Source organism: Rhodococcus sp. TAF43 (assembly GCF_052113525.1).
Classification (GTDB): domain Bacteria; phylum Actinomycetota; class Actinomycetes; order Mycobacteriales; family Mycobacteriaceae; genus Prescottella.
The window spans coordinates 123,362-139,382 of record NZ_JBFRDL010000003.1 but is presented as its reverse complement, the minus strand read 5'-3'; the positions used below and the strand labels follow the sequence as shown (position 1 = coordinate 139,382).

At 70.2% G+C, this 16,021-nt stretch carries 19 protein-coding genes; 1 reads left to right on the top strand and 18 read right to left on the bottom strand.

The window, feature by feature from the left end; all coding sequences use genetic code 11:
* Nucleotides 1-9 precede the first annotated feature (9 nt).
* From AB4Z09_RS03205 to AB4Z09_RS03145, 13 genes are all read right to left on the bottom strand, one after another.
* Nucleotides 10-2,172, bottom strand: a complete 2,163-nt coding sequence (locus AB4Z09_RS03205) for a heavy metal translocating P-type ATPase (RefSeq protein WP_302675462.1) — start codon at nucleotides 2,170-2,172, stop codon at nucleotides 10-12.
* Entirely contained in the window at nucleotides 2,169-2,372 is a 204-nt protein-coding gene (locus AB4Z09_RS03200; protein WP_114718708.1) for a heavy-metal-associated domain-containing protein, read from the bottom strand. The genes AB4Z09_RS03205 and AB4Z09_RS03200 overlap by 4 nt, the downstream gene beginning before the upstream one ends.
* 37 nt (nucleotides 2,373-2,409) lie before the next feature.
* Complete coding sequence (locus AB4Z09_RS03195) at nucleotides 2,410-2,691, bottom strand: metal-sensitive transcriptional regulator (protein WP_031940195.1); 282 nt, start codon at nucleotides 2,689-2,691, stop codon at nucleotides 2,410-2,412.
* A 5-nt stretch (nucleotides 2,692-2,696) separates the two neighbouring features.
* Nucleotides 2,697-2,954, bottom strand: coding sequence for a hypothetical protein (locus AB4Z09_RS03190; protein ID WP_174912615.1), 258 nt, complete (start codon nucleotides 2,952-2,954; stop codon nucleotides 2,697-2,699).
* A complete protein-coding gene (locus tag AB4Z09_RS03185; protein WP_441346834.1) occupies nucleotides 2,951-3,469 on the bottom strand; it encodes a hypothetical protein in 519 nt (172 codons plus the stop codon). Before AB4Z09_RS03185 ends, AB4Z09_RS03190 begins: the two co-directional genes overlap by 4 nt.
* A gap of 4 nt (nucleotides 3,470-3,473) precedes the next feature.
* Nucleotides 3,474-3,890, bottom strand: coding sequence for a hypothetical protein (locus tag AB4Z09_RS03180; protein WP_114718967.1), 417 nt, complete (start codon nucleotides 3,888-3,890; stop codon nucleotides 3,474-3,476).
* Between the two features lie 49 nt (nucleotides 3,891-3,939).
* Nucleotides 3,940-4,524 carry a hypothetical protein gene (locus tag AB4Z09_RS03175; protein WP_254622625.1) on the bottom strand — a complete coding sequence of 195 codons (585 nt, stop codon included), beginning with the start codon at nucleotides 4,522-4,524 and terminating at the stop codon, nucleotides 3,940-3,942.
* Nucleotides 4,521-5,522, bottom strand: a complete 1,002-nt coding sequence (gene hemB / locus AB4Z09_RS03170; RefSeq protein WP_174912618.1) for a porphobilinogen synthase — start codon at nucleotides 5,520-5,522, stop codon at nucleotides 4,521-4,523. The genes AB4Z09_RS03175 and hemB overlap by 4 nt, the downstream gene beginning before the upstream one ends.
* Nucleotides 5,523-5,551: 29 nt before the next feature.
* Nucleotides 5,552-7,117 (bottom strand): uroporphyrinogen-III synthase, encoded by a 1,566-nt coding sequence (locus AB4Z09_RS03165; RefSeq protein WP_114718705.1) that lies wholly within the window; start codon nucleotides 7,115-7,117, stop codon nucleotides 5,552-5,554.
* An 84-nt stretch (nucleotides 7,118-7,201) separates the two neighbouring features.
* Nucleotides 7,202-8,218: a hydroxymethylbilane synthase gene (gene hemC / locus AB4Z09_RS03160; protein WP_254622626.1), complete on the bottom strand. Its 1,017-nt coding sequence runs from the start codon at nucleotides 8,216-8,218 to the stop codon at nucleotides 7,202-7,204.
* The gene (locus AB4Z09_RS03155; RefSeq protein WP_114718704.1) at nucleotides 8,215-9,588 is read right to left on the bottom strand and encodes a glutamyl-tRNA reductase; all 1,374 of its coding nucleotides are present in this window, start codon (nucleotides 9,586-9,588) and stop codon (nucleotides 8,215-8,217) included. The genes hemC and AB4Z09_RS03155 overlap by 4 nt, the downstream gene beginning before the upstream one ends.
* On the bottom strand, nucleotides 9,585-10,382 hold the full coding sequence (locus tag AB4Z09_RS03150; RefSeq protein ID WP_174912621.1) for a redox-sensing transcriptional repressor Rex: 798 nt from the start codon (nucleotides 10,380-10,382) through the stop codon (nucleotides 9,585-9,587). The genes AB4Z09_RS03155 and AB4Z09_RS03150 overlap by 4 nt, the downstream gene beginning before the upstream one ends.
* A gap of 208 nt (nucleotides 10,383-10,590) precedes the next feature.
* Nucleotides 10,591-10,854 (bottom strand): glutaredoxin family protein, encoded by a 264-nt coding sequence (locus tag AB4Z09_RS03145; RefSeq protein ID WP_114718702.1) that lies wholly within the window; start codon nucleotides 10,852-10,854, stop codon nucleotides 10,591-10,593.
* A 180-nt stretch (nucleotides 10,855-11,034) separates the two neighbouring features.
* Between AB4Z09_RS03145 and AB4Z09_RS03140 the strand changes: the two genes are divergently transcribed.
* Complete coding sequence (locus AB4Z09_RS03140; protein ID WP_174912624.1) at nucleotides 11,035-12,180, top strand: HAD family hydrolase; 1,146 nt, start codon at nucleotides 11,035-11,037, stop codon at nucleotides 12,178-12,180.
* On the opposite strand, the gene AB4Z09_RS03135 is transcribed toward AB4Z09_RS03140, so the two are convergent.
* The 5 genes from AB4Z09_RS03135 to proC all read right to left on the bottom strand — a co-directional run bounded on the left by AB4Z09_RS03135 (nucleotide 12,138) and on the right by proC (nucleotide 16,006).
* Nucleotides 12,138-13,187, bottom strand: a complete 1,050-nt coding sequence (locus AB4Z09_RS03135) for a lysophospholipid acyltransferase family protein (RefSeq protein ID WP_442239160.1) — start codon at nucleotides 13,185-13,187, stop codon at nucleotides 12,138-12,140. The genes AB4Z09_RS03140 and AB4Z09_RS03135 overlap by 43 nt on opposite strands.
* Nucleotides 13,188-13,216: 29 nt before the next feature.
* A complete protein-coding gene (locus AB4Z09_RS03130) occupies nucleotides 13,217-14,278 on the bottom strand; it encodes an NAD-dependent epimerase/dehydratase family protein (protein ID WP_397484246.1) in 1,062 nt (353 codons plus the stop codon).
* Nucleotides 14,279-14,471: 193 nt separating this feature from the next.
* Entirely contained in the window at nucleotides 14,472-14,573 is a 102-nt protein-coding gene (locus AB4Z09_RS03125; RefSeq protein ID WP_003402602.1) for a 30S ribosomal protein bS22, read from the bottom strand.
* Between the two features lie 210 nt (nucleotides 14,574-14,783).
* Complete coding sequence (locus AB4Z09_RS03120; RefSeq protein ID WP_442239159.1) at nucleotides 14,784-15,053, bottom strand: helix-turn-helix domain-containing protein; 270 nt, start codon at nucleotides 15,051-15,053, stop codon at nucleotides 14,784-14,786.
* A 137-nt stretch (nucleotides 15,054-15,190) separates the two neighbouring features.
* On the bottom strand, nucleotides 15,191-16,006 hold the full coding sequence (gene proC / locus AB4Z09_RS03115) for a pyrroline-5-carboxylate reductase (protein ID WP_442239158.1): 816 nt from the start codon (nucleotides 16,004-16,006) through the stop codon (nucleotides 15,191-15,193).
* Nucleotides 16,007-16,021 lie beyond the last annotated feature (15 nt).

The following is a 16,021-nucleotide window of genomic DNA, read 5'->3' as shown; positions in this document are numbered from 1 at the left end:
CCGCAAGGATCAGCGAAAGCGCCGCAGCCGCAGGCTGTTCCCCACCACGAACAGCGACGACAACGCCATGGCGGCGCCCGCGATCATCGGGTTGAGCAGTCCCGTCGCCGCCAGCGGTATGGCCGCGACGTTGTACGCGAACGCCCAGAACAGGTTTCCCTTGATGGTCGCCAGGGTGCGGCGGGACAGTCGGATCGCGTCGGGCACCGATCGCAGGTCGCCGCGGACCAGGGTCAGGTCGCTCGCCTCGATGGCGGCATCGGTGCCGGTGCCCATCGCGATGCCGACGTCGGCGGTCGCGAGCGCGGCCGCGTCGTTGACGCCGTCGCCCACCATCGCGACGGCGCCCTCCTCCCGCAGGCGCGCGATGGTGTCGGCCTTCTGGTCCGGGAGCACCTCCGCGATCACCCGGTCGATACCGACCTCGCGGGCGACGGCGGTAGCGACGGCCTGGGCGTCGCCGGTGAGCAGCACCGGGGTCATTCCGAGCGCCCGAATCTCCCCGATCGCCTCGGCGCTGGTCGACTTCACGGCGTCCGCCACGGCCACCGCGCCGCGCACCTTGTCGTCCCACGAGACGATCACCGAGGTCCGGCCCTCCGGCAGCAGTCCCCGCAGCTGGACGGGCATCGGCCCCTGCACCCGGCCCACGCGCACCGCGTGCCCGTCCACGACACCCTCGACGCCGATGCCCGGGCGGTTGACGAATCCGGTCACCGGTAGCGGCCGCGGTACTGCGCGCACGATCGCCCGCGCCACGGGATGTTCCGACCCGGACTCCACCGCGGCGGCCAGCGCCAGGACCCGGTCACGGTCCTCGCCGTCCACGGCGACGACGTCGTCGAGTTCCATCTGCCCGGTGGTGACGGTGCCGGTCTTGTCCAGCACGACGGTCTCGATGCGCCGGGTCTGTTCGAGCACCTCGGGGCCCTTGATGAGGATGCCCAGTTGCGCACCCCGGCCCGTCCCGACGAGCAGCGCCGTCGGTGTGGCCAGCCCGAGAGCGCACGGGCACGCGACGATCAGCACGGCCACGGCCGCGGTGAAGGCCTCGGTGACCGGCTGCCCCAGCAGCAGCCACACCGCGAGCGTGACGGCGGCGATCACCAGCACGACGGGCACGAACACCGCCGAGACGCGGTCCGCGAGCCGCTGCGCGTGCGCCTTGCCGCTCTGTGCCTCGGTCACGAGCTCGGCGATGTGCGCCAATTGCGTGTCGGCGCCCACTCGTTCGGCTCGGACCGTCAGCAGCCGGTCCGTGTTGAGGGTGCCCCCGACCACGGCGTCACCTGCACCCACCTCCACCGGAACCGACTCGCCCGTGAGCATCGACGTGTCCACCGCGGAGGCGCCGTCGACGACGCGTCCGTCGGTGGCGATCTTCTCCCCCGGGCGCACCACGAACTCGTCACCGACGTGCAACGCGGCGACGGGGATTCGCTGTTCGACACCGTCGCGGAGCACCGAGACGTCCTTGGCGCCCACCTCGAGCAGCGCCCGCAGCGCGGCCCCGGAGCGGCGTTTGGCGCGGGACTCGGCGTACCGGCCGGCGAGCAGGAACGTGGTGACCCCGGCCGCGACCTCGAGATAGATCTGCCCCGAGGTGTCGTGCGCGCCGGGGCGCAGCGTGAACTCGTGGGTCATCCCGATGTGTCCGGCGGTGCCGAACACCAGTGCCCACAGCGACCACCCGTAGGCGGCGAGTGTGCCCAGCGAGACGAGGGTGTCCATCGTCGACATGCCGTGCCGGGCCGTGACGACCGCGGCGCGGTGGAACGGGTAGCCGCACCAGAAGACGACGATCGTGGTGAGCACCAGCGCCACCCACTGCCAGTAGTCGAACTGCAGCGTCGGGATCATCGACACCAGCACGACCGGCACCGACGCGATGATCGCGACGATCAGCCGCGCACCGAGCAGATCCCGCGTCTCGTCGGCGGACGGCACCGGACGGGCCACCGCGGCGGTGTATCCGGTCTTCTCGACGACGTCGATCAGATCCTGCGTCGGCACCGACTCCGGGAACCGGATGCGGGCCTGTTCGGTGGCGTAGTTGACGGTCGCGCTGACGCCGTCGAGCTTGCCGAGCTTGCGTTCGATCCGGGCTGCGCACGACGCGCAGGTCATTCCGCCGATGTCGAGGTCGATGGTGCGCAGCCCGATGGTGGTCACTGGACCAGCTCGTAGCCTGCCTCGGATACCGCGGCGGCGACGGCAATGGTGTCCATGGGGGAATCACTGCGGACCACGACCCTGCCGGACGCGACGTCGACGTCGACCTCCGTGACCCCGGACAGCTCGCTGATCTCCTCGGCGACCGCGGCTGCGCAGTGCTGGCAGGTCATGCCCTTGACGATGTAGGTGTGCTCCATATTCACAGACCTCCTGTTCTCGTCGATCGCACTCCCGCTAGGACTTCACCAGGCGTGCGATCGCGTCGGACGCTTCCTTGACCTTGGCATCAGCCTCCGGTCCGCCCTTCTTGGCCGCCTCGACGACGCAGCCCGCGAGATGCGCCTCGAGCAACTTGAGCGAGACCGACTGCAGCGCGGACGTGGCCGCGGACACCTGGGTGAGCACGTCGATGCAGTAGCGGTCGTCCGCGATCATGCGCGAGATGCCCTGCACCTGGCCCTCGATGCGCCGCAGACGCTTGAGCAGGTCCTCCTGCTGCGGGCTGTATCCGTTCATACTCGTCATGATACCCCCTGCGGGTACCCGGCGGAGCGGCGTCGGCGTCGGATGTCGAGCGCCAGCAGGCCCGCGACGAGCGTCGACGCGAACGCCGCCGTGATCCACGCGCCGTGATAGTCGACGGACGTGAACGACGGCGCCCCGGGCGCGACCGGTTCGAACACGTGAGTGCTCACCCCACGAACCGCGCACCACACCGTGAGCAGGAGCGCCGCGACGACCCCCGCCGCCTCGCTCACCAGTACCACCGGACGCGTCACACCGACCTCCCCTGCACCTGCGCGACGGCCTCCGTCAGAGCCTCCCGCAGACCGTCGTCGTCGCGCGCCCACGCCTGCGCGAAGGAGCCGTCACGCAGGAGCAGCCCGATGGGCCGCCGGCGCCGCGGCACCCCGGACAGCTCACCGAGACTGCGCGCGCTCTCCCAGCGCTGTGGTTCGTCGGCGTACGGATCGGCCTCGGGCAGGACCTCCTCGATCTCGTCGAGCGGCACTTCCTCCGCCCCTTGCCGGAGCGCCGTCTCGGTCAACAGCACGCTCACGTGCCGACGGGCGGCCGCGACCTGCACGTAGACGATGCCGGCGAGGATCAACGCGAACAGCGTCAACGCGAACCAGTGCACCACCGGACCGGTGAACAACTCGATCACCAGCGCGATCACGCAGAAGACGGGACCGTACGAGACGGCGCGCCAGCGAGCGCCGGGCTCGTAGAACAGCGCACCCTCGGGACTGTCCGGCCCGTTCGCCTCCGGCTCAGCCGGCCCGTCCGCCACCGGCTCAGCCGGCCCGTTCGTCACGGAACCACTCACGTGCACCCTCCCGATACACCAGAACGCTTGCCAGCAGCAGCAACAGCGGAATGACCAGCAGCAGCGGCGCGATCACCCCGACCGCCGACAGGGCGATCGTCGCCAGCGCGAACACCGACGAGAGCGCCACGACGGCGGTCCGCAGGCCCCGGTTTCCGGCACGCACCGGCGCGGCCAGGAACCCGATCACGAGGCCGAAGATCAGCGACGCCGCACCGACACCGCGCAGCAGCCACACGAACGTATCGGCATCGGCCCCGAGTTGCCCGCGGATCGCGTCGGCGGACGTCGTCAGGGCGAGCAGCCCGAACAGCACCATCGCCGCGGCGCACAGCACCCAGATCCAGTAGGCAACGGAGACCACGCGCGGGGTCGACTCACTCACACCCTCATCCTGCGGCATGGATCGACCCGACACGAGCGGAGGGCCCGCGTCAGCGCGCAGGCGGCAGGTTCAGGAAGTACTCGTTGGATTCCTTGCGGTGCATCAGCACGATCGCACCGATCGCCGCGACCGCCTGGAGGATCCCGGCGCCGCCCATGATCAGCGCCGCGGTTCCGGTGCCGGCCGTGATGCCGAAGATCGTGGGAATGGCGGAGAACACCGTGAACACGCCGATCATCGTGAGCAGCATGCGCGCCCAGTTCTTGCCCTTGCGCATCTTGAAGGCGAACAGTGCCAGCAGACCGGTGAGCACGATGCTCAGGAACACACCGGTGCCGATGATCGCGAAGACGAAGAGCTGTTCGACGTCCGCACGCGACATCACGGTGTCCGACTGCTTGGCCAGTTCGTCGACGACCTGGTCGACGAACGAGTCCCGGTCCCCGTACGCGAAGGCCAGCGCCGACACGAGATACACGATCCCGAGCGCCGCCACCACGAACCACAACTGGAACGCCGTGATCACGTCCGCCGGAACCGGCTTCTTTCCGTCCTGCTGCTGCACGGGAGGCATCGGCGCCGGGTACTGCGGGGTGCCCGGCCACGGGTCCGGCGGCCCCGGCTGCCCGGTCATCCGAGCCATCCCGCGGCCTCGGCAGCCCAGTAGGTGAGGACGATGTCGGCGCCCGCGCGGCGAATGCTCAGCAGGGACTCGAGGACCGCGGCGTCGCGGTCGATCCAGCCGTTCTGGGCGGCGGCGGTGATCATCGCGTACTCGCCCGAGATCTGGTAGGCCGCAACCGGCACGGTGGAGCGGTCCGCGACCTCGCGCAGCACATCGAGGTACGACATCGCCGGCTTGACCATCACCAGGTCGGCGCCCTCGGCGAGGTCGAGGTCCACCTCGAGCCGCGACTCGCGGCGGTTCGCCGGATCCTGCTGGTACGTGCGGCGGTCGCCCTCGAGCGACGAGCCGACGGCCTCCCGGAACGGTCCGTAGAACGCGGACGCGTACTTCGCCGAGTACGCGAGCTGACCGACGTCGACGTGTCCGGCGGCGTCGAGACCCTCGCGGATCGCGGCGACCTGGCCGTCCATCATCCCGCTCGGGCCGAGCAGGTGCGCGCCGGCCTCGGCCTGCGCGACCGCCATGTCGACGTACCGCGCGAGCGTCGCGTCGTTGTCGACGTGGCCGTCCGCCGTCAGCACACCGCAGTGGCCGTGGTCGGTGAACTCGTCCAGGCACGTGTCGGCCATGAGCACGGTCGAGTCACCGAGTTCGGCCTTCAGAGCTGCCAGGCCCCGGTTGAGGATGCCGTCCGGGTCGGTGGCACCCGATCCGTCGGCGTCCTTGTCCTCCGCCCGCGGGACGCCGAAGAGCATCACCCCGCCCACGCCGGCCGCCACCGCGTCGGTGGCGGCACCGCGCAGCGAGTCCAGCGTGTGCTGGACGACGCCCGGCATCGACGAGATCGGTCGCGGCTCGTCGATGCCGTCGGCGACGAACATCGGAAGCACGAGATGCCGTGGCTCGAGCGATGTCTCGGCGACCAGACGCCGTAGCGCGGGGGTACCACGCAGTCGGCGCGGGCGGCGGGCGGGAAAGTCACCGTCTCGGCGGGTGGGAAACACGGGTGCAGCTTCTCCTGTACCGGAAGGGGTCAGCGGCGGGCGCGGGACTTCTTGCGCGGCGGAGGCAGCGCACCCTCGGCACGCAGCCGGGCCGCGTGCTCGGCGAGCGCCTCGACCAGCGGACCCATCTGTGCCGTCTCCGGCTGGACGTCGACGCGCAGACCGAACTCGATCGCGGTCTCGGCCGTCTTGGGTCCGATGCACGCGACGATCGTGCGGGCGTGCGGCTTGCCGGCGATGCCGACGAGGTTGCGCACGGTCGACGACGACGTGAAGCACACCGCGTCGAAGCCACCCGTCTTGATCATCTCGCGAGTCTCGGCCGGCGGCGGCGCGGCCCGCACGGTGCGGTACGCGGTGACGTCGTCGATCTCCCAGCCACGCTCACGCAGGCCCTCGGCGAGGGTCTCGGTGGCGATGTCGGCACGCGGCAGCAGCACGCGGTTGACCGGGTCGAACACCTCGTCGTACGGCGGGAAGTCGGCCAGCAGGCCCTCGCTGGACTGCTCACCCGACGGCACCAGCTCGGGGGTGATGCCGAACGAGCGCACCTTCTCGGCGGTGGCCTCACCGACGCACGCGATCTTCACGCCGGAGAACGCGCGGGCGTCCAGACCGAACGCCTCGAACTTCTCCCACACCGCGCGCACCGCGTTGGTGGAGGTGAACACCACCCACTGGTAGCGGCCGTCGACCAGACCCTTGACGGAACGCTCCATCTGGGCGGGGCTGCGGGGCGGCTCGACCGCGATGGTCGGAACCTCGATCGGGATCGCACCGTGCGTGACGAGGCGATCGCTCATGTCGGCGGCCTGCTCCTTGGTGCGCGGCACCAGGACGGTCCAGCCGTACAGGGCGCGCGACTCCCACCACGACATCTTGTTGCGCTGCGAGACGACCTTGCCGACTGTGACGATCAGCGGGCCCACCAGCTCGGACCCGGCGTCGTTGAGGGTCGCGAGCGTGGCCTCGACGGTGCGCTGCTGGCGGGTGGTGCCGCGCACGGTGATCGCGGCCGGGGTCTGCGGGGCCAGACCGTGCTCGACGAGCGCGCTCGCGGTCTCGGCGAGGTGCGCGGCACTCGCGTGCAGCACCAGCGGGCCGGGGGCCGCGGCCAGCGCCGCCCAGTCGACCTCACCGCGCACGTCGGCCTCGGTGTGGGCGGAGCCCAGCGCCATGCCGGCGTAGCTCGGCACCGCGGAGCCCGACGGCAGGCCGGGCAGCACCTCGAACACCACCTGGGTGCGCGCGACAGCCGAGACCTCGGCGATCACGGAATCGGTGGTCAGCGGATCACCCGAGACGAGACGGACCACGTCGTGGCCGTTCTTGGCCTCGGCGACCAGCGTCTTGGCCACCTCGGCGGGCTCGCCGAGTGCGGGCCGGACCTCGGCGATCGGCTCGTCGGTCTCGGGGTCGCGACCGAGCGCGGTACCGACCAGCGCGGTCACGCCCTTGTCGACGTCGGGATCGGTGAACGCCAGCGCCGCCGACGCGAGAACGTCGCGCGCCCGGACGGTGAGCAGCGCCGGATCACCGGGTCCCGATCCCACAAAGAGGATTCGCCCGGGACTGTTCTTACGGACTCGGCTCATCGGTAGTTCTCCAGTGCGGTCTCATGTCGATAGGAAAAAAGTACGAAATCGGGCCTGCAATCGGGCCCCGGACGGACAACCACGTCAAGCATCCGCATCACCGTCCTCGGCAATCGTCATCAAATCGCGTGCACCGAGCTCGAGGAGTTCACGCGCAACCGCGCGTCCCAACTCGTCGGCACGCTCGGGCGATCCCACCGTGGACGCCCGAATCACGTCGGAGCCGTCGATCGCGGCGGCACAGCCGCGCACCGACAGTTCCTCGAACACGTGGCCGTCGTCGTCGATCGACTCGACGACCTCGGCGATCGCGCCGACCGGCGCGGTGCAGCCCGCCTCCAGCTCGGCGAGCAGCGACCGTTCCGCGACGACGGCGGCGCGGGTGGCCGCGTCGTCCAGCTCGGAGAGGACCGCGATCAGCTCCGGGTTGTCGGCACGGCACTCGACCGCGAGCGCACCCTGCGACGGCGCGGGCAGCATCTGCACCGGCTCGAGCGACTCGGTGATCGCGTCGGTGCGGCCGATGCGGGACAGGCCGGCGCGGGCGATGACGATCGCGTCCAGCTCGCCGGAGGCGACCTTGCCGAGGCGGGTGTCGATGTTCCCGCGCAGCGGCTCGATCTCGAGTCCCAGGCCGAGGGCGCGCAGCTGGGCGCGGCGCCGCGGCGCGGACGTCCCGATCTTCGAACCGGGCGGCAGCTCGCCGAGCACCAGGCCGTCGCGGGCGACGAGCGCATCGCGTGGATCCTCACGCGGCGGCACGGCGGCGATCACCAGCTCGTCGGGCTGCGCGGTAGGCAGGTCCTTGTACGAGTGCACGGCGACGTCCACCTCGCCGGCCGCGAGCGCCTCGCGAAGTTCGGCGACGAACACGCCGACGCCGATGCGCTGCACCGGTCCGGCGGTGACGTCACCCTTGGTCTTGATGATCACCAGCTCGGCCGGGTGACCCGCGGCGATCAGCGCATCCCGGACGGTCCCGGCCTGCGTCGTGGCCAGCAGGCTGCCGCGGGTGCCGATCCGCAGGGTGCGGGTGGTGGCGTCGGTCTGCGAGCCGATGCTCGGGTCGACGGCCGGCGACTGGACAGCGTCGGTGCTCATGCCTGCGCATCCTTTCCTGAAACATCGGGGCCGCTGGTGAATTCACCGAGATCGATCGGCGCGGCGACGGCCTCCGCCGCACCCGGGCGCAGCTCGAACAGTTCGCGCAGCGCGGCGGCGTACGAATCACCGCCCGGCGTCGAGGCCAACTGCTTGACCCGCACGGTCGGTGCATGGAGGAGTTTGTCGACGACACGGCGGACGGTGCGCGCGACCTCGTCACGCTGCGGATCCTCCAGACCCGGCAGGCGCGAATCCAGGCGCATCAGTTCCGCCTCGACCACCTCCGCGGCGCGCTGACGCAGCGCGGTGACGGTCGGGGTGACCTCGGCCAACCGCTGGGAGGCCAGGTACTGGGCAAGTTCGGAGGCCACGATTCCGCGGGCGGCGTCAGCGTCGGACGCGGCGGCGCCGGCGGCCGGGTCACGCTGCAACGCGGCCATGTCGAGCACGACCACCTCGGGCAGGCCGGCGACGGCGGCCTCGACGTCGCGGGGCAGACCCAGGTCGCAGATGACGAGCGGGCGGCCCGCCTCACGACCCTGCCGAGCGAGCGCGAGGTGGGTGTCGGCGAGCGTGACGACGGAGCCGACCGCGCCGGTACAGGTGACCAGGACGTCGGACTGTGCCATCGCGTCGGGCAGCTCGTCGAAACCCATCGCGATCGCGTCGATGCCGTTACCGACGGCGGTGGCCGCGAGGTGCTCGGCCCGCTCACGGGTGCGGTTGACGACGAGGATGCGGCCGATCCCGGCACGGGTGAGGTGTGCGACCGACAGGCTGCCCATCGCGCCGGCGCCGAGGACGACGGCGGTGCGGCCCACCAGACCACCGTCACCGAGGATCCCGGCGGCACGGTCGAGGGCGACGGACACCACGGAGGCACCGGCGGCATCGATCCCGGTCTCGGAGTGGACCCGCTTGCCGACCCGGAGCGCCTGCTGCGCCAGTTCGTGCAGCGCCCGCCCGGCGGCCTGCTGCGCGTCGGACGCGGCGTACGCGGCGCGGATCTGTCCGAGGATCTGCTGCTCGCCGATGACCATCGAGTCGAGGCCGCTGGCGACCGCGAACAGGTGCTCGGCGGCGGCCTCGCTGTAGCGGACGTACGCGTGCTTGTGCAGCTCGGCGAGATCGAGACCGGAATGCTCGCTGAGCAGGTCGGCGATCTCGGTGAGCGCGCCGTGGAACGCGTCCACGACCGCGTAGATCTCGATGCGGTTGCACGTCGAGACGATCATCGCCTCCGACACGTGGGCCGAGGCCAGCATCTTGTCCGTCAGCTTCGGGCGGTCCGTGTCGGTGACCGCTATCCGCTCGAGGACGGAGACGGGAGCGCTACGGTGCGAAATCCCGACGAGAAGCACACTCACGGCCTGATCACCGATCCGTTTCTGGTCGAAGCGCCGACCGCCGCGGATGCGGCGGCAACCTGCTGAGGAAACTGCTCCTCGTTGCGGGCCATATTGAACGACAGAACCTGCATCTCCATGGCGAGATCGACCCGACGCATCTCGACGTGGTCGGGGATCTCCAGCGCGAGCGGAGAGAAGCTGAGGATGCAGCGGAGGCCGGCGCCGACGAGCAGGTCGCACACGTCCTGGGCCGCGCTGTCCGGGGTGGCGATGACACCGATGGTGGCCTCGAGATCACGGCACGCGTCGGCCAGCTCGGCGACGTCACGAACCGTCAGACCGCCGACGCGGGCACCGACGACGTCGGCGTCCTTGTCGAACAGGCCCACCATCGAGAAGCCGCGGCGGTCGAAGCCGCCGTATCCGGCGAGCGCACGACCGAGATTGCCGATGCCCACCAGCACCACGCGGTGGCCACGATCGAGGCCCAGCGCGGATTCGATGCGGGCCCGCAGCCGGGTGACGTCGTAGCCGACGCCGCGAACTCCGTTGGGACCCAGGAACGACAGATCCTTGCGCAGCTTGGCCGATCCGACACCGGAGGCCGTGGCGAGTTCCTCGCTCGAGACGATGAGCGCACCCTCGTCGGCGAGCACTCCGAGGACCCGCAGGTATGTCGCGAGACGCGTCACCGTAGCCTGGGGAATGTCCCGGTACTGCGGAGCCGGAGGCGTTTCACGCCGCGGAGCGGACGGAGCAGCCCCGGCGACGCCGCGGGCAACTGCCCCCTGCGCCTGGTGCTGTTCGGTCACGTCGATGGCTCCTCGTCCGGCCGGCCGTGTACCCCGGCCTTCGCACAGGTCCGGGGGGTTTGTTCACACCACGGTAACCGCTTGTGAAGCCATGCACAAAGTTGCTCGACGGGCCCCGGACGTGCTCTCACCTGCAAAGCGACCGGAATCCTCGATCCGGGGTGACCCTTCCCACTCCCCCGCATGCCCGGCGCCCGCCGGGGTGAACTCAGCTCGCGGAGAGGTCGGCGCGGAGCCGTTCCTCGTCAACCTCCCAGTAGCTGTGCTCCTTGCCGTCGAGCAGGACGACGGGCAGCCGGTCCCCGTATTCCGCCCGCAGATCGGGATTGTCGGCGGCGGCCTCGTCGACGTCGACGCAGGTCAGTTCGAGTTCGTACTCGCGGCAGATCTCGTCCAGCAACTCGCGGGCGGGCGCGCACGCGCCGCAGCCGACGCGAGTGAGAAGTGTGATCCGGTTTCGCGACTGATCCATACGCACCAGTGTTCCCCACCGCCCGGGAGACCGGCCGGACAGCCTGCGCGATGCCGTTCCGCAGACCGTTCCGTTTCGAGACGAACATCACACGCCGCGGACCCGGCCTCGATCCGACGGGATCGACGCATGCACGCGGGCTAGGGTGAGCCAGAGGTGTCTGCGACGCGGGAGGTGCGAGTGCCTGGGCGATCACTGCCGATCGGCGCGAGATTCGGTGTGGGCCTGTCCGGGATTCTGCGCCCCGGCCGCCGCCGGATCCGGAATCTGCTGGGTCCGAGCGAGGCCGAACTACGCGCCAATCTGGCCGGCGAGGCCAGCGCCGACGCCGCCCTCGCCCTCCAGGAGGCCGAAGCCCTCCAGGAGGCCGAAGCACTCGAGGCGGCCACACTCGAAGCGGCCACGCTCGAAATCCCCGAGGCACTCGAGATTCCCGAGGCGCCGGAACCGCCGGCGGAGATCGCCGTGCCCCGCGACCTCACCGCTGCCGCGTTCTTCGACGTCGACAACACGATGGTGCAGGGCGCGTCGATCATCCACTTCGCCCGCGGCCTCGCGGCCCGGAAGTACCTCAGGACCTCCGACCTGGTCGACTTCGCGTGGAAGCAGGTCAAGTTCCGGGTCACCGGCAAGGAGAACAGCGACGACGTCGCGGAGGGCCGGGAGAAGGCGCTGTCGTTCGTCGCGGGCCGCTCCACCGCCGAGCTCGCCCGCCTCGGCGAGGAGATCTACGACGAGGTGATCGCCGACAAGATCTGGGACGGCACCCGCGCGCTCGCACAGATGCACCTCGACGCCGGTCAGCAGGTGTGGCTCGTGACGGCCACCCCCGTCGAGCTGGCGCAGGTGATCGCCAAACGTCTCGGACTCACCGGCGCCCTGGGCACGGTCGCCGAGAGCAAGGACGGCGTGTTCACGGGCCGCCTCGTCGGCGACATCCTGCACGGGCTCGGCAAGGCGCACGCGGTGCGCACGCTCGCCGTGCGGGAGGGTCTCAACCTCAAGCGCTGCACCGCATACTCCGACAGCTACAACGACGTCCCGATGCTCTCGCTCGTCGGCACCGCCGTCGCCGTCAATCCCGACGCCGACCTGCGCGAGCTCGCGCGGAACCGCGGCTGGGAGGTGCGCGACTTCCGCACCGGACGCAAGGCCGCGAAGATCGGCGTGCCGACCGCCCTGCTGCTGGGTGCGGTGGGTGGTGCGGTGGGCGCGATCCTCAGCCGTCGACGTGACCGGGCCCTGATCGCCGAGCTCGCGGCCCGCCAGGACGCGGGGCGGGTTCAGCCCATGAAGACGTTGCGGCGCTGCGCCAGCAAGCGGTAGAGCGTCTGCTGGATCGTCTCGCGGACGTGGTCGGTGACCTCGAACAGCACCATCGGATCGTCGGCCTCGGCGGCGTCGTAGGTGTCGGTGAGGATCGGCGTCCCGAACTCGATGTACCACTTGGACGGCAGCGGAACGAGCCCCAGCGGCCCCAGGTGCGGGAACAGCGGCGTCACCGGGAAGTAGGGCATGTCCAGCAGACGCGCGAGCGGGGCGATGTCGCCGATCTTCGGGTAGATCTCCTCCGATCCCACGATCGAGCACGGGATGATCGGCGCGCCGGCGCGCATCGCGGCGGAGACGAATCCGCCGCGGCCGAACCGTTGCAGCTTGTAGCGCTCGGAGAACGGCTTGCCGATGCCCTTGTAGCCCTCGGGGAACACCGCGGCCACCTCACCGCCGCGCAGTAGGCGCTCGGCGTCGGGGTGGCAGGCCAGGGTGTGCCCAGCCTTGCGGGCGATGTTGCCGACGACGGGCATCTCGAACGCCAGATCGGCGGCGAGCATCCGCAGCGCGCGATGCTGCGGATGGTGATCGTGCACCGCGACCGACGTCATGAGCGCATCGATGGGGACCACCCCGGCGTGGTTGGCCACCACCAGTGCACCGCCTGTGGCCGGGATGTTCTCGACGCCGCGGACCTCGACCCGGAACCACTTCTCGAACAGCGGCCGGAGCGCGGGCAGGAAGACACCGTCGGCGAAGTGCGGGTCGTAACCGAACTCGTCCACCTCGTAGTCCCCCGCGAGACGCCGGCGCACGAAGCCTGCGGCACCCGCCACCTGACCCACCAGGCGATCGCGCAGCCCGTCGAGCAGTGACCCGCCGTCGCGCTCGGTGGCACCTGCACCACCCTCAGCGGTATCCGCCTCACCGACCGGCTCGTCCGATGCCGTGAACACGCGATCGGCGCCATCCACGGGCGGACGCCGATTCGCCGCGCGGGCCGGCGACGGACGTGTACCCGAGCCGCCGTGCAGCGGGATCACCTTCGCCACCTCGTTCACAAGAGCCCCCTGCCCATTCGATCCGCGGTTCACCTGTTCTGCTGTCCGGCCCCGCCTGGTGCGCCTGCGAGCGCGAGCACCGTCGATTCTGCCCGGTCGATCCATTCGGGCCGGATCACCGGCGTCAGCCCGGTACCGCGCACGAAGTCGTCGAGTGCCTCCATCGTCGTCCATCGCGGCTCGAATCCGAGTTCGGCCCGCATCCGGGTGGTGTCGAGCCCGCACCCGAAGTGGAAGTAGTCGAGTTGTTCCCGCGTGAACGAACGCATCTGCGAGCCCATCAGCGCGCGCCCGGCGCTGCGGAACAGCGAGAACGGCATCGGGACCTCGACGCGGCCGGCCCGCCGGATCGCCTGCGACATCATCACTGCGCCGTCTCCCGCGACGTTGAACGTTCCCGCCGGACCGGTGAGGGTGGCCCGGCTGAGCGCTGCCAGTGCGTCCTCCTCGTGGAGCAGCTGCATGCGGGCGTCGCGGCCCAGGATGCTCGGGACGATCGGCGACGACAGGTACCGCGCCACCCAGCCGTGCAACCGCGGTCCCATCAGTGGTCCGAGGCGCAGGATCGACACGGCGATGTCGGGGCGTCGCCGACCCAGTCCCCGGGCATAGCCCTCGATCTCGATGCAGTCGCGGGCCCACGCGCCCTGCGGTGGACGCCGCGCGCCCATCTCCTCGGTGAACTTGGCCGGATCCTTGGGACTGCCGCCGTAGACCGCCGAGGCGGACCGCAGCACCACCTTGCGCACGGTGGGGGCCTTCTGGCACACCGCGAACAGCTGCATGGCGCCGATGACGTTCATGTCCTTCATCGCCGCTCGGCTGCCGGATTTCGGCGCCTGGGCGACGGTCGCGGCATGCACGACGGTGTCGACATCGGCCCCGCGGATCACCTTGCCGATGAGCGGGTTTCGAATGTCCGCGCGGACGAACTCGGCGCGGCCCATTCGGCGCATCATGTCCTTGCTGGGCGAGACGGCATCGACCGCGATCACCCGCTCGATGCCCGGCTCCTGTGCCAGCCGCGCCACCAGGAACCCGCCCGGGAACCGGCTCGCGCCCGTCACCAGCACCACCTTCGGTGGCTGCACACCCCGCTCGTCAGGACTCACCCGTACCCCCGTCCATTCGCCCCTGCGGGGAGCCTAACGAATCCGCGGCGGGTGGCAAGGGTTCCGCGCGAGCCTTTACGCCCTGGCAACACGATCGACGGAGAAGATTACGAATACCCGAAATGCGCGGATGCCCGCCACCTGACGGTGACGGGCATCCGGGTGCAAGTTCTTACTTGCCGAGCTTCCGACGCTGGACGCGCGTGCGACGGAGCAGCTTGCGGTGCTTCTTCTTCGACATGCGCTTGCGGCGCTTCTTGATCACTGAACCCATGGTGGGTGTTCCTCACAGTCTTCTATAGCGTTCAGCGCACGCCGGTCACGTACGCCTGTGTCTTCCTCTGGCGCTGAGGCCTCGTTGCCACTGGTCGCTTTCACGACCCCAGCGCCTGACGACACCGGCTGGCTGGTACGACGACTCACGATCGTACCGGGGCGGGTGAGCTCGACGAAAACCGAGGCTCACCCTATCGATTCCGGCAGGTCAGCCGGCGTCGAAATACGAGGTCTCCAGATAGTCGTGCACGGCCTTGGCGTGCACGCGGAAGGACCGCCCCACACGAACTGCGGGCAGTTCACCGCTGTGCACCAGCCGATACACGGTCATCTTCGAAACCCTCATCAGCGTCGCGACCTCCGCGACGGTGAGGAACTGCGTCCCGGCGAGGCTTGCGTTACCGGGGCTGTCTTGCTTACCGGACTTGTCTGGCTTAGCCGGCTTAGCCGGCTTTGCTGGGTTTTCAGGGGATCCCATCTGTCCACTTACCTCCGGCACATGTCGCGCCGCCGGCTTCCCCTCCGGCGGAACAGACACGCACGTGCTGACACGAGCTTAGCGGGACCAGAGGGATTGGTGCGACGGGTGTTGCAAACAAGATCGCTAATTGCGATCTACTCGGGCGACACCCCGAGTTCAGCCGAGCGGTCACGAGCGGCCGCGAGGGCTTCGTAGAAGGCCGTCCGGAGGCCGCACCGCTCGAGTTCCCGCACCGCCGCGGCGGTGGTGCCCCCCGGCGACGTGACGGCCGCCCGCAGTTCGGTGGCGTTCTCGCCCGACTGGTCGAGCATGGCGGCCGAGCCGACCATCGTCTGCACCACGAGCTCACGCGCCGTCGCGCGGGTGAGGCCCAACGCGACACCGGCGTCGATCATCGCCTCGACAGCCAGGAAGAAGTACGCGGGACCGGAACCGGACACCGCGGTCACTGCATCGATCTGCGACTCCGGAACGGTCGTGACCGTGCCGACGGATGCGAGGATGCTGCGCACCAGGTCCAGATGCCCTGCCTTGACGTGGCGTCCGGGCGCGATGACGCTGGCGCCCTGCCCGACGAGCATCGGAGTGTTCGGCATGACCCGGACGACCGGGAACCCGGCGGGCAGCTTCGCCTCGTACCGCGCCGTGGGGATGCCCGCGGCCAGGGAGACCAGGAGCTGCTCCTGCTCGCCGTCGAGATCCACCTTGCTCATCGCCGTCAGAACCGAGTCCACGTCCGTGGGCTTGACCGCGACGACGATCACGTCAGCGCCCTCGGCCGCGTCCTCGATCGTGGTGACGCGGATCGAGTACGTCGCGGCCAGTTCCTCGGCACGCGGCTCGTACTGCTCGGCGACAACCAGGTCCCGGGTGGCGTGACCACCCTGCAATAGTCCAGAGATCAGGGCCTCACCGATCTTGCCGCCACCGATCACCGCAATTCTCGTCATACCGCCCAGCCTGCC